Source organism: Stenotrophomonas sp. YJH_SMC_119, from assembly GCF_059368315.1.
Window position 1 is genome coordinate 42613 of the sequence record NZ_JCAFRP010000004.1, and the last position, 25317, is coordinate 67929.

26 protein-coding genes and 1 tRNA gene are annotated in these 25317 nt (G+C 67.5%); 13 read left to right on the forward strand and 14 right to left on the reverse strand.

The window, feature by feature from the left end; all coding sequences use genetic code 11:
• Positions 1-4 precede the first annotated feature (4 nt).
• The 5 genes from AC5P6S_RS07735 to AC5P6S_RS07755 form a co-directional block, all read right to left on the reverse strand.
• Positions 5-673: a YoaK family protein gene (locus AC5P6S_RS07735; RefSeq protein WP_049460207.1), complete on the reverse strand. Its 669-nt coding sequence runs from the start codon at positions 671-673 to the stop codon at positions 5-7.
• 12 nt (positions 674-685) lie between these two features.
• Positions 686-1192, reverse strand: coding sequence for a hypothetical protein (locus tag AC5P6S_RS07740; protein WP_005409048.1), 507 nt, complete (start codon positions 1190-1192; stop codon positions 686-688).
• On the reverse strand, positions 1189-2589 hold the full coding sequence (locus AC5P6S_RS07745) for a PhoH family protein (RefSeq protein WP_005409049.1): 1401 nt from the start codon (positions 2587-2589) through the stop codon (positions 1189-1191). Before AC5P6S_RS07745 ends, AC5P6S_RS07740 begins: the two co-directional genes overlap by 4 nt.
• Before the next feature lie 84 nt (positions 2590-2673).
• Positions 2674-3153: a peroxiredoxin gene (locus tag AC5P6S_RS07750; protein ID WP_099498281.1), complete on the reverse strand. Its 480-nt coding sequence runs from the start codon at positions 3151-3153 to the stop codon at positions 2674-2676.
• Between the two features lie 92 nt (positions 3154-3245).
• A complete protein-coding gene (locus AC5P6S_RS07755; protein ID WP_005409051.1) occupies positions 3246-3806 on the reverse strand; it encodes a glycine cleavage system transcriptional repressor in 561 nt (186 codons plus the stop codon).
• A 164-nt stretch (positions 3807-3970) separates the two neighbouring features.
• Here AC5P6S_RS07755 and dapA point away from each other — a divergent pair, with 164 nt between their 5' ends.
• Together dapA and AC5P6S_RS07765 are read left to right on the forward strand one after the other, a co-directional pair.
• Positions 3971-4864, forward strand: a complete 894-nt coding sequence (gene dapA / locus AC5P6S_RS07760) for a 4-hydroxy-tetrahydrodipicolinate synthase (RefSeq protein WP_005409052.1) — start codon at positions 3971-3973, stop codon at positions 4862-4864.
• 32 nt (positions 4865-4896) lie between these two features.
• Positions 4897-5412: a hypothetical protein gene (locus tag AC5P6S_RS07765; protein ID WP_005409053.1), complete on the forward strand. Its 516-nt coding sequence runs from the start codon at positions 4897-4899 to the stop codon at positions 5410-5412.
• Between the two features lie 186 nt (positions 5413-5598).
• On the opposite strand, the gene fdxA is transcribed toward AC5P6S_RS07765, so the two are convergent.
• Positions 5599-5922 carry a ferredoxin FdxA gene (gene fdxA / locus AC5P6S_RS07770; RefSeq protein ID WP_005409054.1) on the reverse strand — a complete coding sequence of 108 codons (324 nt, stop codon included), beginning with the start codon at positions 5920-5922 and terminating at the stop codon, positions 5599-5601.
• A 192-nt stretch (positions 5923-6114) separates the two neighbouring features.
• On the opposite strand from fdxA, the gene AC5P6S_RS07775 reads away from it, so the two are divergent.
• A complete protein-coding gene (locus AC5P6S_RS07775) occupies positions 6115-7539 on the forward strand; it encodes a sugar porter family MFS transporter (protein WP_099498282.1) in 1425 nt (474 codons plus the stop codon).
• 323 nt (positions 7540-7862) lie between these two features.
• On the opposite strand, the gene AC5P6S_RS07780 is transcribed toward AC5P6S_RS07775, so the two are convergent.
• Positions 7863-7937 (reverse strand) — tRNA-Glu (locus tag AC5P6S_RS07780).
• A gap of 52 nt (positions 7938-7989) precedes the next feature.
• Between AC5P6S_RS07780 and pcnB the strand changes: the two genes are divergently transcribed.
• The 7 genes from pcnB to pgi all read left to right on the forward strand — a co-directional run bounded on the left by pcnB (position 7990) and on the right by pgi (position 14087).
• Positions 7990-9369, forward strand: a complete 1380-nt coding sequence (gene pcnB / locus AC5P6S_RS07785) for a polynucleotide adenylyltransferase PcnB (protein ID WP_032965757.1) — start codon at positions 7990-7992, stop codon at positions 9367-9369.
• A 3-nt stretch (positions 9370-9372) separates the two neighbouring features.
• Positions 9373-9858, forward strand: a complete 486-nt coding sequence (gene folK, locus AC5P6S_RS07790; protein WP_099498283.1) for a 2-amino-4-hydroxy-6-hydroxymethyldihydropteridine diphosphokinase — start codon at positions 9373-9375, stop codon at positions 9856-9858.
• A 34-nt stretch (positions 9859-9892) separates the two neighbouring features.
• A complete protein-coding gene (gene panB / locus AC5P6S_RS07795) occupies positions 9893-10708 on the forward strand; it encodes a 3-methyl-2-oxobutanoate hydroxymethyltransferase (protein ID WP_059033996.1) in 816 nt (271 codons plus the stop codon).
• Positions 10705-11544 (forward strand): pantoate--beta-alanine ligase, encoded by an 840-nt coding sequence (gene panC, locus AC5P6S_RS07800; RefSeq protein WP_059033998.1) that lies wholly within the window; start codon positions 10705-10707, stop codon positions 11542-11544. The genes panB and panC overlap by 4 nt, the downstream gene beginning before the upstream one ends.
• Before the next feature lie 66 nt (positions 11545-11610).
• Positions 11611-12108 (forward strand): hypothetical protein, encoded by a 498-nt coding sequence (locus AC5P6S_RS07805; RefSeq protein WP_059034000.1) that lies wholly within the window; start codon positions 11611-11613, stop codon positions 12106-12108.
• Positions 12109-12195: 87 nt separating this feature from the next.
• A complete protein-coding gene (gene panD, locus AC5P6S_RS07810) occupies positions 12196-12576 on the forward strand; it encodes an aspartate 1-decarboxylase (protein ID WP_005409061.1) in 381 nt (126 codons plus the stop codon).
• Entirely contained in the window at positions 12573-14087 is a 1515-nt protein-coding gene (gene pgi, locus AC5P6S_RS07815; protein ID WP_099498284.1) for a glucose-6-phosphate isomerase, read from the forward strand. The genes panD and pgi overlap by 4 nt, the downstream gene beginning before the upstream one ends.
• 138 nt (positions 14088-14225) lie before the next feature.
• Here pgi and AC5P6S_RS07820 read toward each other — a convergent pair whose 3' ends face one another.
• Both AC5P6S_RS07820 and AC5P6S_RS07825 read right to left on the reverse strand, forming a co-directional pair.
• Positions 14226-14789: a response regulator transcription factor gene (locus AC5P6S_RS07820; protein ID WP_005409063.1), complete on the reverse strand. Its 564-nt coding sequence runs from the start codon at positions 14787-14789 to the stop codon at positions 14226-14228.
• A complete protein-coding gene (locus tag AC5P6S_RS07825; protein ID WP_005412965.1) occupies positions 14786-16012 on the reverse strand; it encodes an ATP-binding protein in 1227 nt (408 codons plus the stop codon). The genes AC5P6S_RS07820 and AC5P6S_RS07825 overlap by 4 nt, the downstream gene beginning before the upstream one ends.
• A 114-nt stretch (positions 16013-16126) precedes the next feature.
• On the opposite strand from AC5P6S_RS07825, the gene ispG reads away from it, so the two are divergent.
• From ispG to AC5P6S_RS07840, 3 genes are all read left to right on the forward strand, one after another.
• Positions 16127-17392 (forward strand): flavodoxin-dependent (E)-4-hydroxy-3-methylbut-2-enyl-diphosphate synthase, encoded by a 1266-nt coding sequence (gene ispG, locus AC5P6S_RS07830; RefSeq protein ID WP_049402624.1) that lies wholly within the window; start codon positions 16127-16129, stop codon positions 17390-17392.
• Complete coding sequence (locus tag AC5P6S_RS07835; RefSeq protein WP_099498285.1) at positions 17373-18122, forward strand: phosphatase PAP2 family protein; 750 nt, start codon at positions 17373-17375, stop codon at positions 18120-18122. The genes ispG and AC5P6S_RS07835 overlap by 20 nt, the downstream gene beginning before the upstream one ends.
• Before the next feature lie 200 nt (positions 18123-18322).
• Positions 18323-18970, forward strand: coding sequence for a response regulator (locus AC5P6S_RS07840; protein WP_005409067.1), 648 nt, complete (start codon positions 18323-18325; stop codon positions 18968-18970).
• 295 nt (positions 18971-19265) lie between these two features.
• Here the strand turns inward: AC5P6S_RS07840 and eda are convergent, their stop codons facing one another.
• The 5 genes from eda to zwf form a co-directional block, all read right to left on the reverse strand.
• A complete protein-coding gene (gene eda / locus AC5P6S_RS07845) occupies positions 19266-19925 on the reverse strand; it encodes a bifunctional 4-hydroxy-2-oxoglutarate aldolase/2-dehydro-3-deoxy-phosphogluconate aldolase (RefSeq protein ID WP_005409068.1) in 660 nt (219 codons plus the stop codon).
• A gap of 206 nt (positions 19926-20131) precedes the next feature.
• A complete protein-coding gene (gene edd / locus AC5P6S_RS07850; protein ID WP_495204554.1) occupies positions 20132-22048 on the reverse strand; it encodes a phosphogluconate dehydratase in 1917 nt (638 codons plus the stop codon).
• A gap of 58 nt (positions 22049-22106) precedes the next feature.
• Positions 22107-22829, reverse strand: a complete 723-nt coding sequence (pgl, locus tag AC5P6S_RS07855) for a 6-phosphogluconolactonase (protein WP_005412970.1) — start codon at positions 22827-22829, stop codon at positions 22107-22109.
• Entirely contained in the window at positions 22826-23833 is a 1008-nt protein-coding gene (glk, locus tag AC5P6S_RS07860; protein ID WP_005412971.1) for a glucokinase, read from the reverse strand. The genes pgl and glk overlap by 4 nt, the downstream gene beginning before the upstream one ends.
• The gene (gene zwf / locus AC5P6S_RS07865) at positions 23830-25266 is read right to left on the reverse strand and encodes a glucose-6-phosphate dehydrogenase (protein ID WP_005409072.1); all 1437 of its coding nucleotides are present in this window, start codon (positions 25264-25266) and stop codon (positions 23830-23832) included. Before zwf ends, glk begins: the two co-directional genes overlap by 4 nt.
• Positions 25267-25317 lie beyond the last annotated feature (51 nt).

Sequence of the window (25317 nt, forward strand, 5' to 3'; positions counted from 1 at the left end):
TGATTCAATGCCGCCAACGCGCCCACTGCTGGTACAGCACATAACCCAGCCCGGTCAGGCCAGTCAGCAGGGCGGGGGCGAGCAGGGCGTCGTACTGCCAGCGCATGAACAGCCAGGCGCCGAGGACGCCGCCGGCGAGGAAGCCGCTGATGATCAGGCCGCTGAGGGTCAGCCGCCGTACCTGCAGCGGCAGCCCACGCAGCAGGTGGCCCAGGCCGATGCCGAGGTCGGTGAACATGCCGCTGAGGTGGGTGGTGCGCACCACTGCGCCACTGAAGGTGGTGGCCATCGCGTTCTGCAGGCCGCAGGCCATGGCGGCGGCCAGCGCGCCCCAGATCTGGTGTTGTTCAAAGAGCGGAATGGCCACCAGCAGCAGCACCGATTCCAGCGCCAGTGCCACGCCATAGCGCCGGCCCAGCTGCAGGGCGCTGTCCTGGATCAGCAGGCCGCTGAGCATCGCGCCCAGCGAGAACGCGATCAACAGCCCCCACAGGTGCCCGACGGCGCGCCAGTCCCCCTGCGCCAGCGCCATGCCCAACTGGCTGGTACTGCCGGTCATGTGGCTGACCGCCTGGTGCTCGAAACCGAGGAAGCCGACCACGTTGACCATGCCGGCCACGCACGAGAGCGCGACCGCGCCGATCCAGACCCAGGTGGGCAGGCGTATTCCCATCGGCGGGGCCCCTCAGGGCCCGCCGAAGCCGCCGTTGAACTGCAGCTCGCTGAAGGTGTTGCTGGCCGGGTCGAACACCGCGCCCCAGAACTGCGTGCCGCCGTCACAGACGCGGATCGCTTCGCGCGCCGGATTGATGCCGCTGTCGTCGGGCAGGTGGAAGGCGTTGACGTAGATCAGCCGCTTGCCGGCGCTTTCGATGCCGACGTACTGGCGGTCGAAGTCCAGCACTTTTGGTACCTGTGCCTCCAGCGACGACAGCTGTGCCTCCAGCTGATCGATCTGCTGCCGGCTGGGAGCCCAGTAGCCGCTGACCCGCCCGGCCTCGCGGCCGGGGCTGGCGCGCGAGCAGGTGTCGAGCACCTGCGCGGCGATGATCGGGCGGGTGACCACCCAGGACTGCCCGGTGCGCTCGGCGGTCGGCACACTGGCCGGGCCGCGCGTGGTGGTGCAGGCGCCGAGCACGGCTGCGAGGGTGATCGCAGCCGTGGGCAGCAGCAGGCGGGTGCAGCGGTTCACAACACCTCCGAAGCGTAATCGGCCAGGCGCGAGCGTTCGCCTCGGCGCAGGGTGATGTGCGCACTATGCGGCCAGTTCTTGAAACGATCCACCGCGTAGGTCAGGCCCGAGGTGGTCTCGGTCAGATACGGGGTGTCGATCTGCTCGACGTTGCCCAGGCAGACGATCTTGGTGCCGGGGCCGGCACGGGTGATCAGCGTCTTCATCTGCTTCGGGGTGAGGTTCTGCGCCTCGTCCAGGATCAGGTAGCGCGACAGGAAGGTACGGCCGCGCATGAAGTTCATCGAGCGGATCTTGATGCGGCTGGCCAGCAGGTCGTTGGTGGCCTGGCGACCCCAGGTGCCGCCTTCCTGGTTGTGCGTGAGCACTTCCAGGTTGTCGGTCAGCGCGCCCATCCACGGCGTCATCTTCTCCTCCTCGGTACCCGGCAGGAAACCGATGTCCTCGCCGACGCTGACCGTGGCGCGGGTCATGATGATCTCGCGGTAGCGCTGCTGGTCCATCGTCTGCGCCAGGCCGGCAGCCAGCGCCAGCAGGGTCTTGCCGGTGCCGGCGGTGCCCAGCAGCGTGACGAAGTCGATCTCCGGGTCCATCAGTGCATTGAGCGCGAAGTTCTGCTCGCGGTTGCGCGCACTGATACCCCAGACGGCGTGGCTGCCGTGGCGGAAATCATCGACCAGCGACAGCACTACCTTGCCGTCGCCGACCACGCGGCTGACGCGCAGTTCGACTTCGTCTTCGCCGGGCAGGTAGACGTATTGGTTCGGGTACCACTCCTCGCCGTCCTGCGCCTGGATTTCGTAATGGCTGCGGCCCTTGTCGCTCCAGCTGCGCAGGTCGTCGCCGTGGCGCTTCCAGAAGTCTTCCGGCAGCTCGGTGGCGCCGGTGTAGAGGAGGCTGAAATCGTCCAGCGCGCGGTCGTTTTCGTAGTCCTCGGACACGATGCCGGCGATGGCGGCCTTGATCCGCAGGTTGATGTCCTTGGAAACGAACACCACCGGCAGGTCCGGCGTTTCTTCCTTCAGCGCCAGGATCGCGCCAAGGATGGCATTGTCGGGAATGACCTTGCCAAAGCTCTTGCCCGCGTCGAAGTGGCTGGTCTGGAAGCGCAGCTTGCCGGCGCTCTGCTTGCCGCGCAGCTGCAGGCCGTTGGGGCGCTGCAGCGGAATGCCGTCGGCCAGGTTGTCCAGGCCGGATTCCTGCACCAGCTCGTTGAGGAAGCGGCTCACCTGGCGGGCGTTGCGGCTCGCTTCGGAGGTGCCCTTCTTGCCGTTGTCCAGCTCCTCGATCACCTGCATGGGCAGGTAGATGTCGTGCTCCTCGAATTTGAACAGCGCGGTCGGATCGTGCATCAGCACGTTGGTATCCAGCACGTAGATGCGCTTGCCTCGGGTCATCGTCGATTCCTGGTTACGGACAGGGAAAAACCACCACGGCCTGCTGCGGGGCAGGGTGATGGCAGACACAGTAGGCAGTGGGACTCACTTGGACTGGGAGGCCTTCAGTTCGGCGAGAACGGCATCGGCATGGCCGGCAACCTTGACCTTGCGCCAGGACTGCACGATGCGGCTGTCGGGGGAAATCAGGAAGGTGCTGCGTTCGACGCCACGTACCTGCTTGCCGTACATGTTCTTCATCTTGATCACGTCGAAGGCGCTGCACAGCGCTTCGTCGCCATCGCTGACCAGCGGGAAGTTGAAGCCCTGCCTGGCACAGAAGTTGTCGTGCGACTTCACCGAGTCGCGAGAGACGCCGAGCACGACCGCGCCGGCCTTCTTGAACTTCGGCAGCAGGGCGTTGAAGTCGATGCCTTCGGTGGTGCAGCCGGGAGTGCTGTCCTTGGGGTAGAAGTACAGCACCAGCCACTGGCCGGCATAGTCGCCGAGAGTGGCCTGGTTGCCACCGGACAGCGCCAGCGGCAGGGAGAGGGTGGTGCTGTCCAGGGTATCGCCGTTGTTCATGAGGTCCTTCTGTCGAGCCTGGGTTGTTTCTACGACAATTGCATGAAACGCCACGCGCCCGTGAGAGGCGCGCGAAAAATCCGCACTCCCAATCAGAATTTCATCGGGTCCATGATCGCGTCCAGGTTCAGGTGGTCGCAGAACTCAAGGAAATCGTCGCGCAGCGCGGCGATGTGCATGTTGGCCGGCACGCCGATGGTGACCTGTGCACTGAACATTTCCGCACCGGTCTGCATGGCGCGGTAGCGCGTGCTCTGCAGGTTCTCGATGGTGATGCCCTGGCGGTCGAAGAAATCGGCCAGCTGGAACAGGATGCCCGGCTTGTCGGCGGCGATCACTTCGACAATGTACGGCAGCAGGTTGGACTGCGCCTGCTTGGCCGCGGTGCGGTACCAGACCAGCTTCAGGCCTTCCTCGCGCTCCAGCCGGGTCAGCATCGCCTCGAGCTTGGCCACCGAGTCCCAGGAGCCGGTGGCCAGGGCGGTGACCGAGACATCGCGGCCGACCGTGGCCAGGCGTGCGTCCACCAGATTGCAGCCGCTGTCGGCGATGCGGCGGGTGACGGACAGCAGGGGGGACTCCGGATGCGTCGTATAGGCGTTGATCAGGAGGTGGTTTTCGCTCGGCGCGGGGCGCGGGGTGGTGTCGGTCAAGGCGATTCCGGGTAATGCATGCGTTAGTCTGAATGCCCGCCAGAGGCGGGGATCCACCGGTGTCCAGCATACTTGCCCGTGCTTTCGCGCCGCAAGTAACATTCAGGTCGCCCCCGGCCTTTCGTGGCGGGCGTTTTCCCTTTCCAGCCAAGAGCAGCACGTCCTTGTCCCTTTCCGGCCTCATCACCGCGCTGGCGACCCCGTTCCGGGCCGACGGCGCCCTCGATCCCGACGGTTGGCAGCGCCTGCTGCACCTGCAACTGGAAGGTGGCGTCCATGGCGTTGTCGTTGCCGGCTCGACCGGCGAAGCGGCAACCCTCACCGATGCCGAGTACGACCTGCTGCTGGCCAGCGCGGTCGAACGCATTGGCGGCCGCATCCCGGTCATGGCCGGCACCGGCCTGTCCGGTACCGCCAAAACCATCGAACAGACCCGTCGTGCGGCCGCGCTTGGCGCCAGCCATGCACTGGTGGTCACCCCGCCTTACGTGAGGCCGACCCAGGCCGGTCTGATTGCCCATTATCGTGCGGTCGCCGACCAGGGCGGGTTGCCGGTCGTGCTGTACAACGTGCCCGGCCGTACCGGTTGCGACATGCAGCCGGAGACCGTGGCCGAACTGGCCAGCCACCCCAACATCGTCGGCATCAAGGAGGCGGTGGGCGACACCGGCCGGGTGCAGGCGCTGCTCGCACTGCGCAGCCCGCAGTTCGCCGTGCTCAGCGGCGACGACGGTACGGCCGCGCGTTCGATCCGGGCCGGTATCGACGGCCTGATCTCGGTCGGCTCCAATGTGCTGCCCGGCGCCTACCGCCGCATGTGCGAGCTGGCCGCCGCCCATGACCACGAAGCCACCGAGTCCTGGGATGCGCGCCTGCAGCCGTTCCATGATTTCTGCGGTGTTGAACCGAACCCGATTCCGGTCAAGGCGCTGCTGCGCCGTATCGGCATCGGCCATGACCTGCGCCTGCCGCTGCTGCCGCTGTCCGCGCCGCACCACGCGGCCGCCGACCATCTTGCCGGCGACATCGCCGCCCTTGAAGCCCTTTCCAGCCACTGACCTTTCGTCTTGGTCTGACCCAGGAGATTCACATGCGTCAATCCGTTTCCACTGTCCGCGTGCTGTCCTACGCCCTGCTTGCGGTGGCCGTTGCCGCCGGCACCACCGGCTGCTTCAAGCGTGGCGTCAAGGGCGACTATGCCCTGGCCCCGGAAATGCGTCCGCTGGAAGTGCCGCCGGACCTCAACCTGCCGGCCACCACCGGTGACAACAAGGTGCCGGCGCTGGTGTCGGCCACCAAGCCGGCAGCGCCGGCGGCTGCGGCTCCGGCCGTTGGCAATACCGGTTTCACCATCGCCGGTGGCAAGGATGAAGCCTTCGCCAAGGTCGGTACCGCGCTGGAAGGCGTGGAGGGCGTGACCATCGCCAGCCGCGCCCAGCTGCTCGGCTCGTATGACGTGGCCTACGAAGGCAGCAACTTCCTGGTCCGCGTGGTCGCCGTCGATGCCGGCGCCTACATCTCCGCGGTCGACCCGCGTGGCCTGCCGGCCACCGCCGAAGCGCCGGTGAAGCTGATCGCCGCGCTGAAGGCGAAGCTGGCCCAGTAAGGGCTGCCTCTGGTAGAGGCTGACCTTGGTCGGCGCTTCTGTGCCAACCAAGGTTGGCACCTACCGGATCGCAAGGTTGGCATGCCGGATCGCAAGGCTGGCATGCCGGATCTTGCGGTTGGCGTTCACCGGAAAACAGAAAAGGGCGCCCGTGGGCGCCCTTTTCGTTGCCGCCGTGGGCGCTTCTCAGCGCTCCAGCAGCTTCAGCTTGTCCGGCTTGCCATCCCATTCGCCGGCGTCGGCGGGCGGGTCCTTGCGCACGGTCAGCACCGGCCACTCCTTCGCCAGCTCGGCGTTGAGGGCGACGAAGCCTTCCTGGCCGGCGGGGACATCGTCCTCCGGGAAGATCGCATTGACCGGGCACTCCGGCTCGCAGAGGGTGCAGTCGATGCACTCATCCGGGTCGATCACCAGGAAGTTCGGGCCTTCGTGGAAGCAATCCACGGGGCACACTTCCACGCAATCGGTGTGTTTGCACTTGATGCAGTTTTCGGTGACGACAAAGGGCATGGGCTGGGGGTGGATCGATTCCTGAACCCGCCAATTCTAGAACAGGTTGGCCCCCGCTGTCGGCGCGGGGCGGAAATCGGGCGTCTGGCAGGCGCGGCCGTGGCAGTCATTGGCGGCAGGGCGGGGCCTGTGCGACGCTGCGGGTCAGCCGGCTGCGTCGGGTGGCCGGCCCCCTTCCCAGCAGGATCGTCAATGTCGCCAGCCAAGCCCAGCATCGCACCCCATGGCGGTGAGAACACTGCATTCATCGTCCTGATCAGCTGCGTGGCCACGCTCGGTGGATTCCTGTTCGGCTTCGACAGTGGTGTCATCAATGGCACGGTCGATGGCCTGCGCCAGGCCTTCAATTCCAGCGAGGCGGCGCTCGGTTTCGAAGTCGCCTCGATGCTGCTGGGCTGCGCGATCGGTGCGTTCCTGGCCGGCTGGCTGGGCGACCGCCTGGGACGCCGCGGCGTCCTGATCGTGTCGGCGCTGATGTTCCTGGTTTCGGCGCTGGGCGCCGGCGCAGCCCACGCCTCGTGGCTGTTCATCGCGGCCCGCGTGCTGGGCGGCTTTGCAGTAGGGGCGGCCAGCGTGATGTCGCCGGCCTACATCGCCGAGGTGGCGTCGGCGCGCTATCGCGGGCGCCTGGCCACAGTGCAGCAGATGGCGATCATCTGCGGCCTGTTCGCGGCGTTCCTCAGCAACTACCTGCTGGCCCGCGCCGCCGGGGCGTCGACCGAGCCGTTGTGGCTGGGTCATGAGGCCTGGCGCTGGATGTTCTGGATGCAGGCGCTGCCGTCGGGGCTGTTCCTGCTGTTGTTGCTGGTGATTCCGGAAAGCCCGCGCTTCCTGGTCCTGAAGGGGCGCCAGCAGCAGGCGAGGGCGGTGCTCGCGCGGCTGTACGGTGATACCGCGGCGGCGGCCAAGCAGGCCGAGATCGAAACCAGCCTGGCCCAGGACCAGCACAAGCCGCGCTTCGGCGACCTGCGCAACAAGGCCACCGGCAAGCTGCGCCCGATCCTCTGGGTGGGTATCGGCCTGGCCATGTTCCAGCAGCTGGTCGGCATCAATGTGGTGTTCTACTACGGCGCGGTGCTGTGGCAGGCGGTGGGCTTCTCGGAAAGCGACGCGCTGCTGATCAATGTGTTGTCCGGCGCACTGAGCATCGGCGCCTGCCTGCTGACGGTGCTGTTGATCGACCGCATCGGGCGCAAGCCGCTGCTGTGGATCGGCTCGGTCGGCATGTCGGTGGCGCTGGTGCTGATGGTGGTCGCGTTCGCCAGTGGAAGCCTGGCCGACGGTCGCCTGCAGCTGTCCGACGGCATGGGCCGGCTGGCGCTGGTCGCGGCCAATGTCTACGTGGTGTTCTTCAACATGTCCTGGGGCCCGGTGATGTGGGTGATGCTGGGCGAGATGTTCCCCAACCAGATCCGCGGCCCGGCGCTGGCGGTGGCGGGTGCGGCGCAATGGACCTCGAACTTCGCGATCACCGTGACCTTCCCGATGCTGCTGGCCGGCATCGGCCTGGCCGGCGCCTATGGCATCTACGCGGTCGCGGCGATCCTCTCGATTGTCTTCGTGGTCCGCTACGTACGCGAGACCAAGGGCAAGGAGCTGGAGCAGATGGAAGGCTGACGGCGACTGGCTTCGGTTGCGTTCCGTTGGCGCCTGCTTGTCCAGAGTGTGAGAGGGCGGCCTGCCCCTCCTGACAGTTCATGGTGCGTGCGGATGCGGCGAAGCGCTGGTCGGTTGTTGCCGCAGCTCGCGGGAAACCGTCCAGAGCCGGTGGGGTCACCCAGGGCAGGACCGTTGGCGCCATGGATGGCGCCATCGAGCCCCCATGGATGGGTTTACGGCGTGTCCTGCCCTGGGTGACCCCACCGGCTCAAGCCGATTGCAGGCCCGGAAAACAGAAAAGCCCGCACAAGGCGGGCTTTTTCGGTTCCTGCTGCAGCGACTGGCGCTCCCTAGGGGACTCGAACCCCTGTTTTAGCCTTGAGAGGGCCACGTCCTAACCACTAGACGAAGGGAGCGTAACTGTGTCGCTGCCGAGGCAGGAGCGCTAGTATATGCACCTCGATGCCATTGGGCAATCCCGAAACTTCAACCGGAAGCGCCAACATCATTTCCTCTGCTACATCACCGTTCAGCCTGCGCGTCATCCCGCGCGACCAGCACACGATCTCCCGCAAGGACATCAGCCCGAACGCCCTGCGCGTGCTTTATCGCCTGCGCGATGCCGGCTTCGGCGCCTACCTTGTCGGCGGCGCGGTGCGCGACCTGCTGGTCAATGGCCAACCCAAGGATTTCGACGTGGCCACCGACGCCACGCCCGAACAGGTCAAGCAGCTGTTCCGCAACTGCCGCCTGATCGGCCGCCGTTTCCGCCTCGCCCACGTTGTGTTCGGCCGCGAGATCATCGAAGTCGCCACCTTCCGCGCCAACAGCGATGACGGTAGTGGCGACCGCGAGATGGAAAACGGCATGCTTGTGCGCGACAACGTGTACGGCACCATCGAAGACGACGCCGTCCGCCGCGACTTCACCTGCAACGCCCTGTACTACGCCATCGAGGATTTCTCGGTGCGTGACTACACCGGCGGCTTCGAAGACGTGCAGGCGCGCCTGATGAAGCTCATCGGCGACCCGGTGCAGCGCTACCAGGAAGACCCGGTGCGCATGCTGCGCGCCGTGCGCCTGGCGGCCAAGCTCGGCTTCCAGATCGAAGAGGGCACCGCCGCGCCGATCCCGCAGCTGGCTGGCCTGCTCAACGAAGCCGCGCCGGCACGCCTGTTCGAGGAAGTGCTGAAGCTGTTCCTGTCCGGGCACGGCGTGGCCAGCTTCGAAGGCCTGGAGCGCTACGGTCTGCTCGACGTGCTGTTCCCGGAAAGCGCCAGGGCGTTGAAGTCCAACCGCACCGGCGCGCTGCGCCGCATGCTGGTCGAGGGCCTGGCCAATACCGATGCCCGCGTGGCCAACGACGAGCCGGTCTCGCCGGCGTTCCTGTTCGCGCTGTTGCTGTGGCCGGCGTTCTGCCGCGCCCAGGCGACCCTGCTCAAGCAGGGCGTGGCGCCGGAAGAGGCGCAGCGTCGTGCCGCCGACCGCGTCACCGTGCAGCAGCTGAGCACCATCGCGCTGCCGCGCCGCTTCTCGCTGCCGATGCAGGAAATCTGGCTGCTGCAGTCGCGTTTCAGCTCGCGCCAGCGCAAGCGCGTGTTCCGCACGCTCACCCATCCGCGCTTCCGCGCCGCGTTCGACTTCCTCAGCCTGCGCCAGGTGGCCTCGGCCGAGCACGCTGCCGATGTTGAATTCTGGCGCGAGGCACAGGCCCAGTCGGGCCGCGAGCTGGAATCTTCGCTGGACGCGATGCACAGCGAAGAGGGCGATGACGAGAACGGAGCACCGCGCAAGCGTCGCCGTCGTCGCCGCCGCCCGGGGGCCTCGGCCGGTGCAGCTGGCGAATAAGCAATGATGCCAGCGTGGATCGGCCTCGGCGCCAACCTCGGCGATGCGGCCACGACTGTCGGCGCGGCGATCACTGCGCTGGACGGCCTGCCCGGGACCCGCGTGCTGCAGGCCTCGCGCCTGTACGCAACGCCGGCCTGGGGCAATGAAGACCAGTCACCGTTCGTCAACGCGGTGGCCGCGGTCGAAACGTCACTGGCAGCCGATGAACTGCTGCAGGCGATGCTGGCGCTGGAGCAGCGCTTTGGTCGCGTGCGCGATCCGGCGGTGCACTGGGGGCCGCGCGCGCTGGACCTGGACCTGCTGCTGTATGGCGCGCAGGTGCTCGACCAGCCCGGCCTGCAGGTGCCGCACCCCTACATGCACGAGCGTGCCTTCGTGCTGGTGCCGCTGGCCGAAATCGCGCCAGATCTGGCCATCCCCGGCCATGGCCGCGTGCGGGATGCAGTGATGCGGGTGGATGCCTGCGGGATCGCGCCGATAGGGTGATAATGCCCGGGTTATCTCCCCCGGTTATCAGCACATGAGCACCCACGCAGACAGCAAGCCCTGGACCGTTCCCGCCCTGGCCGAGGCCAAGCGCAATGGCCAGAAGCTGGTCATGTTGACCGCCTACGACGCTGGCTTTGCCCGCACCTTCGATGCCAATGGTGTCGACCTGATCCTGATTGGCGATTCGCTGGGCATGGTCGTGCAGGGCCATGATTCGACCCTGCCGGTGACCGTGGCCGACATGGTCTACCACACCCGCGCCGTGGCCCGTGTGCTGCAGCGCGCGCTGCTGGTGGCCGATCTGCCGTTCGGCGCCGATGCCACTCCGGAGCGCGCGCTGGATGCTTCGCTGCAGCTGCTGCAGGCCGGTGCCGAGATGGTCAAGATCGAAGGTGCCGGCTTCAAGGTCGACATCATCCGCTACCTGGTTGAGCGTGAGATTCCGGTCTGTGCGCATCTGGGCCTGACCCCGCAATCGGTGCTGCGCCTGGGCGGCTTCAAGATCCAGGGCCGCGGCGATGCCGCCCGCCAGCTGGTCGACGATGCCAAGGCCGTGGCCGCGGCCGGTGCCAGCATCATGGTGCTCGAATGCGTGCCGACCCCGGTCGCCGCGGAAGTGACCGCCGCGGTGGATGTGCCGACCATCGGCATCGGTGCCGGCCCGCAGTGCGACGGCCAGGTGCTGGTGCTGCACGACTTCCTCGGCCTGGACAGCGGCCATCGCCGTCCCAAGTTCGTCAAGGACTTCCTTGCCGAAGGCGGTTCGGTGGCCGGTGCCACCCGCGCCTACGCCGACGCCGTGCGCGACGGCAGCTTCCCCGACGAACAGCACGCCTACGCCCAATGATCCAGACCTTCAACGAACTCGGCGCACTGCGCGCGCAGATCGCCCAGTGGAAGCAGGACGGCCTGCGCGTGGCGCTGGTGCCGACCATGGGCAACCTGCATGGCGGCCACCATTCGCTGGTGGCGCTGGCCCGCCAGTACGCCGACAAGGTGGTGGCGAGCATTTTCGTCAATCCGACCCAGTTCGGCCCCAACGAGGATTTCAATCGCTACCCGCGCACGCCCGAGGCCGACGTGGCCGGACTGGAGCAGGCCGGCTGCGACGCGGTGTGGCTGCCCAGCGTCGAGGTGATGTACCCGCTGGGCGTGGACAAGACCACGCAGATGCATGCGCCGGGTGTCAGTGAGGTGCTGGAAGGCGCCAGCCGGCCGGGCCACTTCGATGGCGTCTGCACCGTGGTGGCGCGCCTGTTCCTGCAGGTGCAGCCGGACGTGGCCGTGTTCGGCCGCAAGGACTACCAGCAGCTGGCGGTGATCCGGCAGATGGTGGCTGAGCTGTCGTTCCCGATCCAGATCGTCGGCGCGGACATCGTGCGCGACGAGGATGGCCTGGCCAAGAGTTCGCGCAACCAGTACCTGAGCGCCGAACAGCGCCCGGTCGCGACCACCATCCACCGCACCCTGCTGGGCATGCGCGAAGGCTACGTGGCCGGGCAGGCGCGTGATCGCATCGAGGCCGACGCCACGGCGGCATTGCAGGCGGCCGGTTTCCAGGTTGACTATGCGGTGCTGCGCACCCCGGAGCTGGCCGAGCCGACGTTCGATGGCGGTGGCCGCGTAGCGCTGATCGCCGCGCGCCTGGGCTCCACCCGCCTGATCGACAACCTGGAGTTCTGAGCCGCATGCGGCCCGGGGGCGCCCACAATGGGCGCCTCGCACCTTCCCATGGACGGGAGAACGGCAATGAAGACACCCTCCACTGACGCTGGTCGGCTTGCGCAGGCGTTGATCCTGGCCGTGCTGGCTGCCGGCATGCTGCCGGCGCAGCTGTTTGGCGGCCTGTTGTTCGCGCTTGAATTCAGGCGCACGCCGATGCCCGCGCTCACCGGCGGTGGACTGATGTTCGGGCTGGGCGTCTGCAGCGCCATCGCGGTGTTCCTGCCGATGGCGCTGCTCCCGCGATCTCGGCGGCCCCTGCGCCGGACCCGCTTCGTACTTGCAGGGGCTGCTCTGGGCGCGCTGGCCATGGCCATCCATGAGTGGCCGGGCGCGATCCATGTGCCGCTGCTGCAGCGCCTGCGCTATGTCGATACATTCGATGTGATCAGCTATGGGCTGACGGTGTTGGCTGCAGGGGGCCTGGGCCTGGCCTCCGGGCTGGCCTTCCATACGGTGTTCAGGCTGTCACTGCAGGGCGGTGCCGTCCATGCCACGGCGCCGCCGCCGGGCGAGGGCGCCTGAACGGCCTTCAGCGTCCTGCCGCAGGCCCCTGACGACGGCCAAGCGGGTGCTAGAATCCGCTCTTTCCTTTGCCGTTGCAGCGCCCCCATGCACCTGTCCCTGCTCAAGACCAAGATCCACCGCGCCACCGTCACCCATTCCGAGCTGAACTACGAAGGCTCGATCGCCATCGATGACAACCTGCTGGCTGCCACCGGCATCCGCGAGTTCGAGCAGGTGCACATCTGGGACGTGACCAACGGTGCGCGCTTCTCGACCTATGCCATCCGCGCCGAAGCCGGCAGCGGCGTTGTCTCGCTCAACGGTGGCGCCGCGCGCCACGTGCAGGTCGGTGACATCATCATCATTGCCGCGTTCGCCAGCATGACCGAGCAGGAAGCCGACAGCTTCAAGCCGAAGCTGGTGTACGTTGATGGCAAGAACCAGATCACCCACACCAACGACACGATCCCGACCCAGGCCGCATGACAACGAACAACGGATTCGACTCGCTGCATTCCCACGCCCAGCGCCTGAAGGGCGCAAGCATCCCCGGCCTGCTCGCCGCCGAACCCGGCCGCGTCCAGGACCTGGCGCTGAGGGTCGGTCCGTTGTACGTCAACTTCGCCCGGCAGAAATACGATGCCGCGGCGTTGCAGGCATTGCTGGCGCTGGCTGCCGACCGTGATGTCGGTGGTGCCATCACCCGCCTGTTCCGTGGCGAGCAGGTCAACCTGACCGAAGGTCGCGCCGCGCTGCACACCGCACTGCGCGGCGACGTGGTCGATGCGCCGGTGGCGGCCGAGGCCTATGCCACCGCGCGCGAGATCCGCCAGCGCATGGGCGTGCTGGTGCGCGCGCTGGAAGACAGTGGCGTGACCGATGTAGTCAGTGTCGGCATCGGTGGTTCCGACCTTGGCCCGCGCCTGGTCGCCGACGCGCTGCGTCCGGTCAGCGGTGCGCGCCTGCGCGTGCATTTCGTATCGAACGTGGACGGCGCGGCCATGCAGCGTACGCTGGCCACGCTGGATCCGGCCAAGACCGCCGGCATCCTGATCTCCAAGACCTTCGGCACCCAGGAAACCCTGCTCAATGGCCAGATCCTGCACGACTGGCTGGGGGGCAGCGATCGCCTGTACGCGGTCAGTGCCAATCCGGAACGTGCCGCCAAGGCCTTTGCCATCGCCGCCGATCGTGTGCTGCCGATGTGGGATTGGGTCGGCGGCCGCTATTCGCTGTGGTCTGCGGTCGGTTTCCCGATCGCGCTGGCGATCGGCTTCGAGCGCTTTGAACAGCTGCTGGAAGGTGCTGCGCAGATGGATGCGCATGCGCTGGATGCACCGCTGGAGCGCAACCTGCCGGTGCTGCACGGCCTGACCGACCTCTGGAACCGCAACCTGCTGGGCCATGCCACGCATGCGGTGATGACCTACGACCAGCGCCTGGCGCTGTTGCCGGCCTACCTGCAGCAGCTGGTGATGGAAAGCCTGGGCAAGCGTGTGCAGCGTGATGGCCAGCCGGTCACCACCGATACCGTGCCGGTGTGGTGGGGAGGCGCGGGCACCGATGTGCAGCACAGCTTCTTCCAGGCACTGCACCAGGGCACCAGCATCGTTCCGGCCGACTTCATCGGCTGCGTGCACAACGACGATCCCTACACGATCAATCATCAGACCCTGCTGGCCAATCTGCTGGCGCAGACCGAAGCACTGGCCAATGGCCAGGGCAGCGACGACCCGCACCGTGATTACCCGGGCGGCCGCCCGAGCACGCTGATCCTGCTCGACGCGCTGACCCCGCAGGCGCTGGGTGCGCTGATCGCCATGTACGAACACGCCGTGTACGTACAGTCGGTGATCTGGAACATCAACGCCTTCGACCAGTTCGGTGTCGAACTGGGCAAGCAGCTGGCCAGCGGCCTGCTGCCGGCGCTGCAGGGCGAGGATGTGGCCGTTGCCGACCCGATGACCCGCGAGATCCTTGCGCAGCTGAAGGGCTGAGGCTCTGGTAGTGCCGGCCGCTGGCCGGCAACCTCATGAACGATTGAAGCATCACCTGGATGCCGGCCAGCGGCCGGCACTACCGGAGCGGACGGGTTGCCGGCCAGCGGCCGGCACTACCATGAAGGGCGTGGTGCCTCAGCGGCTCGGGTCGCGTTCCGGGCTGGGCCGCTTGGCCAGCTTGCGCTGCAGCGAGCGCCGGTGCATGCCGAGCAGGCGCGCGGCTGCCGACACGTTGCCGCCGGTCTCGTGCATCGCCTGCTGGATGTGTTCCCACTGCAGGCGGCTGATCGGTGTCATCGCGTCGGGCACTTCCATTTCGCCATCGTCGGCCGGGCCGTCATCCTCCTCGCCCAAAGCGCGAAGGATCATCGGTACCGTGGCTGGCTTGGGCAGGTAATCGTCCGCACCGAGCTTGATCGCTTCCACCGCAGTGGCGATGCTGGCGTAGCCGGTCACCAGCAGGATGCGCATGTCCGCGCGCAGCGCACGCAGCGGCTGGATCAGCGCCAGGCCGGAATCGCTGCCCAGCTTCAGGTCGATCAGGGCGAACGCGGGTGGGTGCTGGCGGGCCAGTGCCAGCGCGCTGGCGGCATCCTGCGCGGTCTGCGTTTCAAGCCCCTTGCGGGCCAGGCTGCGCTGCAGGGTGCGCAGGTACAGTTCGTCGTCGTCGACCAGCAGGCCGAGGGTTGAGGCGCTCATGGGGTTTCCTCGCGTGGGGCCAGCGGCAGGCGGAAGCCGACGCGGCTGCCGGCCCCCTGGGCCGGGCGCATCCACATCTCGCCGTCGAGGCGTTCGATCGTGGCATGGGACAGGGCCAGGCCGACCCCCATGCCTTCACTCTTGCTGCTGCCGAACAGCTTGCCCGGCAGCACCGCGGCGCGCGCGTTGAAGCCGTGGCCGTAGTCGCGTACTTCGCCGATCAGATCGTCGCCTTCGATGCGCAGGTCCAGGTCCACGCGCGGCCGGCCGGCCTGTTCGCCGGCATCGGCGGCATTGTTGAGCAGGACCATCAGCAGGTGGCCCACGCCCGGGTCGAGCGGCAGCCGCAGCGGCGCATCGTCGTTGCGGTGCAGGTCGATGGTCGGTCGCACCAGGCGCCATTGCTCCAGCACCTGCTGCGCGCTGGAATGGCTGCGTCCGGGCGCATCGGCCGAGGCCGGTGCGGCCAGCGCCAGCACGCGCTCACGGCACTGCACCAGCAGCTCGCGCAGGGTTTCCATGTCCTCGCGCACTTCCGGCTCTTCACTGCGTTCGGCCACGTCGTCGGCGAGCAGGGTCATGGTTGCCAGCGGCGTGTTCAGCTCATGCGCCACCGAGGCGGCATGGGTGGCCAGAGCGACGATGCCCTCGTTGCGGGCGAAGCGTTCGCGCAGGGCCGAGAGTTCCAGTTCGCGCTGGCGCAGCGCCAGCGCCAGGCGGGTGGAGAAGGCCAGTACGACCGCCGCGGAAATCAGGAAATTGGCGACCACGCCCCAGCGGTTGAGGTCCTGCGCGCGGAAATAGCCGTCCGGCAGGGGCTGGCCGAAGATGCCGCTGGCGGCGTAGCCGAGCAGGCAGGCCAGCGCGACCGCCAGCGCCCAGCGCAGGGGCAGGGCGAACGCGGCCAGTGCGATCAGGATCAGGAACAGCGAGCTGAACGGATTGGCCATGCCACCGCTCCAGCCGACCATCCAGGTCAGGATGATCACGTCCACCAGAATGTGGCCGAATGCAGTCAGCGGTGCGGTGTCGGCCGCTTCCGGGCGCAGCTGGGTATAGATGTTGAACAGGGCCAGCACCGCCACGCCGGCCCACAGCGGCAGCTGCGGCAACGGCAGCCCCAGCACCCAGGTGGCGACCAGGATGGTGGCGGCCTGGCCGCCTACTGCAAGCCAGCGCAGGCTGCACAGGGTTCGGAGAAACGGGGCGTCGGGACCGGTCATTCACGCTCATCGTATGCGTTCGCGCGTGACCGTGCCTGCGACAATCGGCCGCAGCCGTGCCGCCGGCTGAATGCGAGTCACCCCGAATGCAGGGCCGGGCGGTAGAATGCGCCCATGCACGACGCCGTCACCCGCCCGACTCCGCCCTCCGATGCCACTGCCTGGCCGCGCCGCCAGACCCATGCCGTCCAGATCGGCGGAGTCACCGTGGGCGGAGGCAAGCCGGTGGTGGTGCAGTCGATGACCAACACCGACACCTCCGACGTCGCCTCCAGCGTGAAGCAGGTGGCCGAGTTGTGGCGTGCCGGTTCGGAGATGGTGCGGCTGACCGTCAATACCGTGGAAGCCGCTGCGGCGATCCCGCGCATTGTCGACAAGCTGGCGATGATGGGTATCGACGTGCCGCTGATCGGCGATTTCCACTACAACGGCCACCAGCTGCTGACTGCCGAACCGGCATGTGCCGAAGCACTGGCCAAGTACCGCATCAACCCGGGCAACGTCGGCTTCGGCAAGAAGAAGGATCTGCAGTTCGCCCAGCTGATCGAATTCGCCATCCGTTACAACAAGCCGGTGCGCATCGGCGCCAACTGGGGATCGCTGGACCAGGCCCTGGCGGCGAAGCTGATGGACGAGAACAACCTGCGCGAACAGCCCTGGGACGCCGGCCGCGTGCTGCGCGAGGCGCTGATCCGCTCGGCGCTGGATTCGGCCGAGCAGGCGGTGGAGCTGGGCCTGCCGCGCGATCGCATCGTGCTGTCGGCCAAGGTCAGTGGCGTGCAGGAGCTGATCGCGGTGTACCGCGACCTGGCGCAGCGCTCCGACTTCGCCCTGCACCTGGGCCTGACCGAGGCCGGTATCGGCAGCAAGGGCATCGTGGCATCGTCCGCGGCGCTGGGCGTGCTGCTGCAGGAAGGCATCGGTGACACCATCCGCATCTCGCTGACCCCGGAGCCGGGCCAGTCGCGCACGCAGGAAGTGATCGTCGCCCAGGAACTGCTGCAGACCACCGGCCAGCGTGCCTTCACGCCGCTGGTCACGGCCTGCCCGGGCTGCGGCCGTACCACCTCCGAGTTCTTCCAGGAGCTGGCCAAGGTGGTGCAGAACCACGTGCGCGAGAAGATGCCGCTGTGGAAGGTCCACCACCCGGGGGCGGAGAACATGACCCTGGCGGTGATGGGCTGCATCGTCAACGGGCCGGGCGAATCGCGTCACGCCAACATCGGCATCTCGCTGCCGGGCACGGGTGAGACGCCTGCGGCGCCGGTGTTCGTCGATGGTGAGAAGAAGGTGACCCTGCGTGGCGACAACATCGCCCAGGAGTTCGTCGCTCTGATCGACGATTACGTCGAACACACGTATGTCCGAAGCGCCGGATAAGCCTGCGATCCTCGCCGCACCGGAGTCAGCCTCCGGCTTCCGCCACTGGATGGCGCGCAACGCCTGGCGCCTGGTCCTGTTGTTCGGTGGCGTGCTGCTGCCGTTGGCAGGCTTTGTTGCCCTGGCGGACGAAGTGCACGAGTTTGAATCGTTCCATTTCGACGCGCCCCTGCTGTGGCAGATGCATGGCCTGCATTCGCCGTGGCTGGACCGCTTCTTCGTGCTCATCTCGAAACTGGGCTACGAGTGGTTCCTGATCCCGGCCGACGTGCTGATCATCGGCGTGCTGCTGGGCTACCGGCGCTGGCGCGAGGCGACCTTCGTCGCGGTCAGCTTCGTAGGGTCGGCGCTGCTGAACATGGGCAGCAAGCAGTTCTTCCAGCGGCAGCGCCCCAGCCTGTGGGAATCGATCGCGCCGGAATCGACGTTCAGCTTCCCCAGCGGGCATGCGATGGGTTCGATGACCCTTGCCATGACCTTGGTACTGCTCGCCTGGAACACCCGTTGGCGCTGGCCGGTACTGATGCTGGCACCCGCGTTCAGCCTGCTGGTAAGCGTGTCGCGGGTCTATCTGGGGGTGCATTACCCCTCCGACATCCTGGCCGGATGGTGTGCCGCGCTGGTTTGGGTGGTAGGGTGCTATCTGGTCATGTTCAGTCGCCGGCACCCTTGGCGACGTCACGGCCCGCCGCCAGCGAAGGCCAGCGAAGCACCAACACAGGGGGTTTGACGTGGATGGCCCTTGAGGGACGTCTACGTGATAGATCAGTTGTTTCGTTGCAGCAGGTTCTGCAAGACAGGGGGCAAGCACAACGCGCGGTACTGTGATGCGCAAGGCAGATCGCCGATGCCGCATTCCGGACGCGCTTGCAGGGTATCGGCACCCTGCCTAGCTTGACCTGCAATGGCCGCATTCGAAGAGGTACATGAATGACGATTCGAGTCTACCTGGTGGATGACCACGCGCTGGTCCGCACCGGTATGAAGATGATTCTGTCGGGGGAAACCGACATCGAGGTGGTGGGCGAAGCCGAGACCGGCGAAGACGCGCTGCGTGAAGTCCGCCAGCTGCTGCCGGATGTGGTGCTGTGCGACCTGCACCTGCCGGGCGTGAGCGGCATGGAAGTGACCGAGCGCATCGTCCGCAGCCACCGCAATACCCGCGTGGTGATCGTGTCGGTACTGGAAGACGGCCCGCTGCCCAAGCGCCTGCTCGAAGCCGGTGCGGCCGGTTACATCGGCAAGGGCTGCGATGCGCAGGAACTGCTGCGTGCGGTGCGTGATGTGGCGGCCGGTCGTCGCTACCTGGGCACCAGCATCGCGCAGAATCTGGCGCTGTCGACAGTGGAAGGCAATGGTTCGCCGTTCGACAACCTGTCGCCGCGCGAGCTTGAGGTGGCGCTGTTGCTGACCCAGGGCCTGCGCCAGGAAGACATCGCGCGGCGCCTGAGCCTGAGTGCGAAGACGGTGAACACGCACAAGGCGCGGTTGTTCGAGAAAATGGGGATCCACGACAACATCGCGCTGGCGCGGATGGCCAGCCAGTACGGGTTGGTGGATCCGGCACGGCCGCTGTAAGGGGTTCGGCCAACGGCTGAGCCCCTCGCGGTGGTGGTTCGGTTGGATTCTGGGGGATGGTCGGGCGGATGGGTTGAGCAGGGGACGCTGCAAGTACGTCCCTGTAAGCTCGGTCGCCGCATCCATGCGGCTCACGCCCCTGCACAACCCATCCGCCCGGCCACGGACAGTTTCCGTGCGCGTCCACCGCGGAATGAAGAAGGAAGAGCGGGAGCGGGTCGCGCGCTTTGCGCGCTCGTAGCTTGGAGTCGAATCCCTTTCCCGACGGGAAAGGGCTCTGACCCCGATCCTCTTGTCAGTGGCCGCGAACGCGCTGGATGATCTTCGCGGCGTCAGCGGCGCTGGCGCGCACCTTGTCCCATTCGCCATTGGCGATCCAGTTGCCCGGCACCATCCACGAGCCACCAATGCAGACCACGTTCTTCTGTTCGAGGTACTCGGCGGCGGTGTTTTCGGTGATGCCGCCGGTAGGGCACAGCTTGAGATCGGCGACCGGGCCGGCCAGGCCCTTGATCATCGCCAGCCCGCCCACGGCCGTGGCCGGGAACAGCTTGCACACGCGGAAGCCGCGGGCGTAGAGCGACAGCAGCTCGGTCGGGGTGGCCGCACCCGGCACCACCGGCAGCGGTGCAGCGGCCAGTGCATCAGCCAGTGCCGGCGGCGTACCCGGGGTCACCAGGAAGTCCGCACCCGCATCGATCGACTGCTGCATCTGCTCCACGGTCAGCACCGTACCGGCACCCACCACCACGTCCGGCAGCTCGCGCTTGAGCATCGCCAATGCTTCCATCGCCACTGGCGTACGCAGGGTCAGCTCGATCGCCGGCAAACCACCTTCCAGCAGCGCCGCACTGACCGCCCGCGCCTGGTCCAGCGTATGAATCGTCACCACCGGCAGGATGCCCGCCGCACGCAACAGCTCCGCCGCCTTCACCTGATGTTGTTCGATACCCATGCTTTTGCCCTTGCCTTTTGCTCTTCTTGATTCAGTGGCCGCAGCGCAAATGACGCGCCGGGAATTGTCCAAGGGCAGTAGAGCGCCCTGGCCGGGACCGTGAGCGGCATGGATGCCGCGACCGAGCCCCCATGGATGGGTTTACGGCGTGTCCCGGCCAGGGCGCTCTACTGCCCAGGCCGGGAAGCCTGCCGCGGCTTTTCGCTTCAGGCGTCCTTCGCCTCATGCGGCGCCGCCGCCGCTGCGGCATCGTGCCCCAGCTCATATTCCGCGTCGTACTCCCACGGCCCGCCATCAGCCGCCGCCGGCCCGCACGAAATCGAAATCGCGCCCTGGTCGGCCGGACCCACCACGCGACGGTTGATCGCGAACAGGTTGCGGCCCAGGTCATGCGCGGCAGGCGCGGTGTTCGGCGCCAGCGGGCGCGCGGCCCATTCGGCCGCGTTCACCAGCACTTCCAGCGTGCCAGCCTCGCCATCAAGGCGGATCATGTCGCCCTCGCGGACCTTGGCCAGCGGACCGCCGCGTGCCGCTTCCGGCGTCACGTGGATCGCCGCCGGAATCTTGCCCGAGGCGCCGGACAGGCGACCGTCGGTGACCAGCGCCACGCGCCGGCCCTGGTTCTGCAACAGGCCCAGCAGCGGCGCCAGCGAATGCAGTTCGGGCATGCCGTTGGCACGCGGGCCCTGGTAACGCACCACCGCCACGAAATGCTGGGGCAGCAGGCCACCGGCGTGCAGCTTGTTCAGCACCTGCGGTGCATCGACCACCACGGCCGGCGCTTCGATCGTGCGGTACTGCGGCTTTACCGCCGACAGCTTGATCAGCGACTTGCCGAGGTTGCCGCGCAGCAGGCGCAGGCCGCCCTGGTGCTCGAACGGATTGTCGACGCCACGCACCACTTCGTCATCGGCGCTGCGTTCCAGGCCCGGCAGATAGACCAGCTGGCCATCGCGCAGCTGCGGTTCGCGTGCGTAGTCGGCCATGCCGCCGCGCGCCACGCTGACCAGATCGCCGTGCATCAGGCCCGCCTTGATCAGCTCGCCGAACACGAACGCCGGGCCGCCAGCGGCCGCGAAGCGGTTCACGTCGGCCTCGCCGTTCGGATAGACGCGGGCCAGCAGCGGAATCAGCTGCGACAGTTCGTCGAAGTCGTCCCAGGTCAGCACGATTCCGGCGGCACGCGCCACCGCGATCCAGTGGATGGTGTGGTTGGTCGAACCGCCGGTGGCCATCAGCGCGATGACCGCGTTGATGATCGCGCGCTCGTCGATGATCCGGCCCAGCGGACGGAAGTCGTCGCCCAGTGCGGTGATGTCCAGTGCACGTTCGGTCGCTTCGCGGGTCAGCGCGTCGCGCAGCGGCGTGCCCGGATTGACGAACGACGCGCCCGGCAGCTGCACGCCCATCGCTTCCAGCAGCACCTGGTTGGAATTGGCGGTGCCGTAGAAGGTGCAGGTGCCGGCGCCGTGGTATGAGGCGGACTCGGCTTCCAGCAGCTCTTCGCGGGTGGCTTCGCCGGCGGCGTAGCGCTCGCGCACTTCCGCCTTCTGCTTGTTGGGGATGCCCGGGGTCATCGGGCCGGCCGGCACGAACACCGCCGGCAGGTGGCCGAAGGCCAGCGCACCGATCAGCAGGCCGGGCACGATCTTGTCGCACACGCCGAGGTAGACGGTGCTGTCGAACATATCGTGGCTGAGCCCGATCGCGGTCGCCTGCGCGATCACATCGCGCGAGAACAGCGACAGTTCCATGCCGCCGCGGCCCTGGGTGACGCCGTCGCACATCGCCGGCACACCGCCGGCCACCTGTGCCGTAGCACCGAGCTCGCGGGCGATCTCGCGGATCTGCTCGGGATAGGTCTCGAACGGCTGGTGCGCCGAGAGCATGTCGTTGTAGGCGGTGATGATGCCCAGGTTCGGCGTCACGCCGCCGCGCAGGCGGCTCTTGTCGGTGCCGCCACAGGCGGCGAATCCGTGGGCGAGGTTGCCGCAGCTCAGGCGGCTGCGGAACGGGCCTTCGCGCAGGGAGGCGTCGATCGCGGCCAGGTAGGCGGCACGCGAGGCGGCGCTGCGGCGGATGACACGCTCAGTGATGGCTTGCAGTTGCGGATGGAGGCTCATTGGCTACCGGCGTTCAAGGTGGCGAGAGGCAAGCGGCGGCAGGGCGCCGCCGCCGACATCAATCAGCCCAGTGGACGCGCAGGCGCGCGCCTTCCAGGTTGATCGCGTTGAGGATCGGGTACTGCTGGGCGTCGTTGCTGTCCAACGCCTGGCGCAGCACCTGCAGCTTCTGCTTGCCGCGCAGCAGCAGCAGGCGCTGGCGGCACTGGCGCAGCCCATGCGGGGTCAGCGTGATGCGCAGCGGCCACTGGTTCGCGCCCGGGCAGCCGGTGGCATCCAGCGCCGCGTAGGGCAGGGTGCTTTCCAGTGCGCGGGCCAGGTCCTTCGAGCCGGGGAACAGCGAGGCGGTGTGGCCGTCGTTGCCCATCCCCAGTGCCACCAGGCTCGGCGGCTGGCTGTGCTGGGCCTGCAGGTTGGCGGTGTACACACATTCCGGCAGGGGTTTGCCAATGCGCACCAGCGGATCGAAATGCGCACCCTCGGCGCGCTTGAGCAGGTGCTCGCGCACCAGCCATGCGTTGCTGTCGCGATCCTGCGGCGACAGCCAGCGCTCGTCGGCCAGGCTCACTTCAACCCGGTCCCAGTGCACGTCCAGTTCGGCCAGCGCCTGGTAGACCGGTGCCGGCGTGGTGCCGCCGGACAACAGGATGCGGGCGCGGCCCACTTCGTTGATGTCGTGGTTGAGGGTCTGCGCCATCTCGGCGGCTACCGCTTCGATCCAGCCGTCGGCATCGCCGTGGTGGATGAACTCGACGCGGTCGTCGTGGAAGGTGGGGCTCATGCGGCAACTCCAGGTGCGTCACGTTCGGCATCGGCGGCATAGGCGGCGGCGCCCAGCAGTCCGGCATGGGGATGCATCACGGCCAGCGACGGCACCCGCGCCATGATCGAAGAGAACCGCCCCTTGTGTTCGAAGCGCTGGCGGAACCCGGAGTGCTGCAGCGAATCGAGCATCTTCGGGGTCAGTCCACCGGTGAGGAACACGCCGTCCCAGGCGCCCTGGGTCAGTACCAGGTCGCCGGCAATGGCGCCGAACACGGCGCAGAACACATCGACGGTGCGCATTGCCTGCGGATCGCCATGCAGGGCGCGGGCGGTCACGTCCACCGGCTGCAGCTGGCCCGGGTCGATACCGGCCATCTCGCACACCGCGCGATGGATGTTGACCAGGCCGGGGCCACAGATCAGGCGCTCATTGGAGACGCGGCCGAATTGCTCGGACAGGATCTCCAGGATGCGGATCTCCTCCGGCGTTCCCGGCGGGAAGCTGACATGGCCGCCTTCGGTTTCCAGCGGGTAGCAGCGGCCGTGGCGCAGGATCAGGCCCCCGACGCCGAGCCCGGTACCGGGCCCGATCACCGCATAGTTGCGTGGCTGGCCCGGCTTGCCCGGGACCCAGGCGGCGCCACCGACCTGGACCACGTCCTCGGGTTGCAGCAGCGAGATCGCCATTGCCTGTGCGGCGAAGTCGTTGATCAGGTGCAGCTCGTCAAAACCAAGCATCGCCGCGGTGCGGCTGCGCGAGATCACCCACGGATGATTGGTGATGCGTGCCTCGTCACCGTCTACGCGGCCGGCCACCGCGAACACGCCGCGGCTGGCGGCAGCGCCGATCTGCTCAAGGTGATGGCGGGCGGCATCGCCAAGCGACGGGAACTCCGCCACTGCGTACTCGCGGATGCTCTCCTTCAGCAATGGCGCGTCCAGCGAGGTGTCGGCCAGGGCGAAGCGGGCGTTGGTGCCACCGATGTCGGCGACCAGCACCGGCTGCGAGTTGGCACTCATGCCGACGCCTCGCTGTCCGGTGCGTCCACGCCCTGCGGCAGGAACTCCGTTGCGTTGCTCGGGCCCCATTGGCCGGCGGGATAGGGTTCCAGCGGCAGCTTGGCCTCCTTCCAGGCGTCGGCCACGCTGTCGATCCACGCCCAGGCGGCGCGCACTTCGTCGTCACGCACGAACAAGGTGTGGTTGCCGTTGAACGCATCCAGGAACAGGCGTTCGTACGCGATGCGGCGATGCAGGCCGGTCGGCACCGACAGTTCCAGTTCCAGCGGATGCAGTTCCAGCGCACCCCATTCCGGGCCGGCCAGGCTGCTCATCAGTCCCAGTTCGATGTTCTCCTGCGGCTGCAGCTGGAACACCAGGCGGTTCGGTGCGGCCTGGGCGCGCTGCGGGCGCTCGAACAGCCAGTGGGTGACCGGCTTCAGCGTGACCACCACGCGGGTGGTGCGCTCGGGCAGGCGCTTGCCGGTGACCAGGTGGAACGGCACGCCGCTCCAGCGCCAGTTGTCGATGTGCGCGGTGACGCCGGCGAAGGTTTCCACGTCGCTGCCTTCCGGCGGCTGGTAGGCCTGCGCCGGCTGGCCGTTGATGGTGCCGGCGGTGTAGCGGCCGCGGATGCTGTCACGCGCGGCGTGCCTGGCATCGAGCGGACGCAGCGCGCGCAGCACCTTGACCTTCTCGTCGCGGATGCGATCGGCTTCCAGCGAGGCCGGCGGCTCCATCGCCACCATGCACAGCAGCTGCAGGATGTGGCTCTGCACCATGTCGCGCAGCGCGCCGGAGCGGGCGTAGTAGGCGTCGCGGCCATCCACGCCTTCGCTCTCGGCCACCAGGATGTGCACCGATTCGATGTAGTTGCGGTTCCATACCGCTTCCAGCAGCGTGTTACCGAAGCGCAGCGCGATCAGGTTCTGCACCGCCGCCTTGCCCAGGTAGTGGTCGAGACGGAACACACGGTCCTCGTCGATCCACTGGCCGATGGTGCTGATGATTTCCTCGGCGCTCTCGCTGTCGCTGCCGATCGGCTTCTCCAGCATCAGGCGTGCCGGCGCGGCGAGGGCGCCACCCTTGGCCAGGCCTTCGCAGGTGGAGATGTACAGGCCCGGCGGAATGGCCAGGTAGCTGACGCACTTGCGATGTACCAGATCGGAGACGGCGGCGGCGACCGAGTCGACGTCGCGCAGGTCGACCGAACGGTAGTCGATGCGGCGCAGCAGGCCGTTGATGTCGTCCTGCGAGGCCATCGGCATGGCCTGCTGCAGGCGCGGGCGCAGGATGTCATGGAAGGCTTCGGTGTCATGCCCGGACAATGCCAGTGCGCGGATGCGGAAGTCCTCCGGCAGCAGGCCGTCGCCAAGCAGGCGAAGCAGCGAAGGGAACAGGTAGCGCTGGGCCAGATCACCTGTGGCACCGAACAGGAAGAGGGTGTCGTGCATCGCTCGAGTTTCAGATCCGGGTGACATCGTTGTCAATCGCTTCATGGCTGG

Bases quoted from the DNA above. Each gene is read 5' to 3' on its own strand.
- AC5P6S_RS07735 (WP_049460207.1), bottom strand. From the start codon at position 673: ATGGGAATACGCCTGCCCACCTGGGTCTGGATCGGCGCGGTCGCGCTC.
- AC5P6S_RS07745 (WP_005409049.1), bottom strand. From the start codon at position 2,589: ATGACCCGAGGCAAGCGCATCTACGTGCTGGATACCAACGTGCTGATG.
- AC5P6S_RS07750 (WP_099498281.1), bottom strand. From the start codon at position 3,153: ATGAACAACGGCGATACCCTGGACAGCACCACCCTCTCCCTGCCGCTG.
- AC5P6S_RS07765 (WP_005409053.1), top strand. From the start codon at position 4,897: ATGCGTCAATCCGTTTCCACTGTCCGCGTGCTGTCCTACGCCCTGCTT.
- fdxA (WP_005409054.1), bottom strand. From the start codon at position 5,922: ATGCCCTTTGTCGTCACCGAAAACTGCATCAAGTGCAAACACACCGAT.
- AC5P6S_RS07775 (WP_099498282.1), top strand. From the start codon at position 6,115: ATGTCGCCAGCCAAGCCCAGCATCGCACCCCATGGCGGTGAGAACACT.
- folK (WP_099498283.1), top strand. From the start codon at position 9,373: ATGATGCCAGCGTGGATCGGCCTCGGCGCCAACCTCGGCGATGCGGCC.
- panB (WP_059033996.1), top strand. From the start codon at position 9,893: ATGAGCACCCACGCAGACAGCAAGCCCTGGACCGTTCCCGCCCTGGCC.
- panC (WP_059033998.1), top strand. From the start codon at position 10,705: ATGATCCAGACCTTCAACGAACTCGGCGCACTGCGCGCGCAGATCGCC.
- AC5P6S_RS07805 (WP_059034000.1), top strand. From the start codon at position 11,611: ATGAAGACACCCTCCACTGACGCTGGTCGGCTTGCGCAGGCGTTGATC.
- panD (WP_005409061.1), top strand. From the start codon at position 12,196: ATGCACCTGTCCCTGCTCAAGACCAAGATCCACCGCGCCACCGTCACC.
- pgi (WP_099498284.1), top strand. From the start codon at position 12,573: ATGACAACGAACAACGGATTCGACTCGCTGCATTCCCACGCCCAGCGC.
- AC5P6S_RS07820 (WP_005409063.1), bottom strand. From the start codon at position 14,789: ATGAGCGCCTCAACCCTCGGCCTGCTGGTCGACGACGACGAACTGTAC.
- AC5P6S_RS07825 (WP_005412965.1), bottom strand. From the start codon at position 16,012: ATGACCGGTCCCGACGCCCCGTTTCTCCGAACCCTGTGCAGCCTGCGC.
- ispG (WP_049402624.1), top strand. From the start codon at position 16,127: ATGCACGACGCCGTCACCCGCCCGACTCCGCCCTCCGATGCCACTGCC.
- AC5P6S_RS07835 (WP_099498285.1), top strand. From the start codon at position 17,373: ATGTCCGAAGCGCCGGATAAGCCTGCGATCCTCGCCGCACCGGAGTCA.
- AC5P6S_RS07840 (WP_005409067.1), top strand. From the start codon at position 18,323: ATGACGATTCGAGTCTACCTGGTGGATGACCACGCGCTGGTCCGCACC.
- eda (WP_005409068.1), bottom strand. From the start codon at position 19,925: ATGGGTATCGAACAACATCAGGTGAAGGCGGCGGAGCTGTTGCGTGCG.
- edd (WP_495204554.1), bottom strand. From the start codon at position 22,048: ATGAGCCTCCATCCGCAACTGCAAGCCATCACTGAGCGTGTCATCCGC.
- pgl (WP_005412970.1), bottom strand. From the start codon at position 22,829: ATGAGCCCCACCTTCCACGACGACCGCGTCGAGTTCATCCACCACGGC.
- glk (WP_005412971.1), bottom strand. From the start codon at position 23,833: ATGAGTGCCAACTCGCAGCCGGTGCTGGTCGCCGACATCGGTGGCACC.
- zwf (WP_005409072.1), bottom strand. From the start codon at position 25,266: ATGCACGACACCCTCTTCCTGTTCGGTGCCACAGGTGATCTGGCCCAG.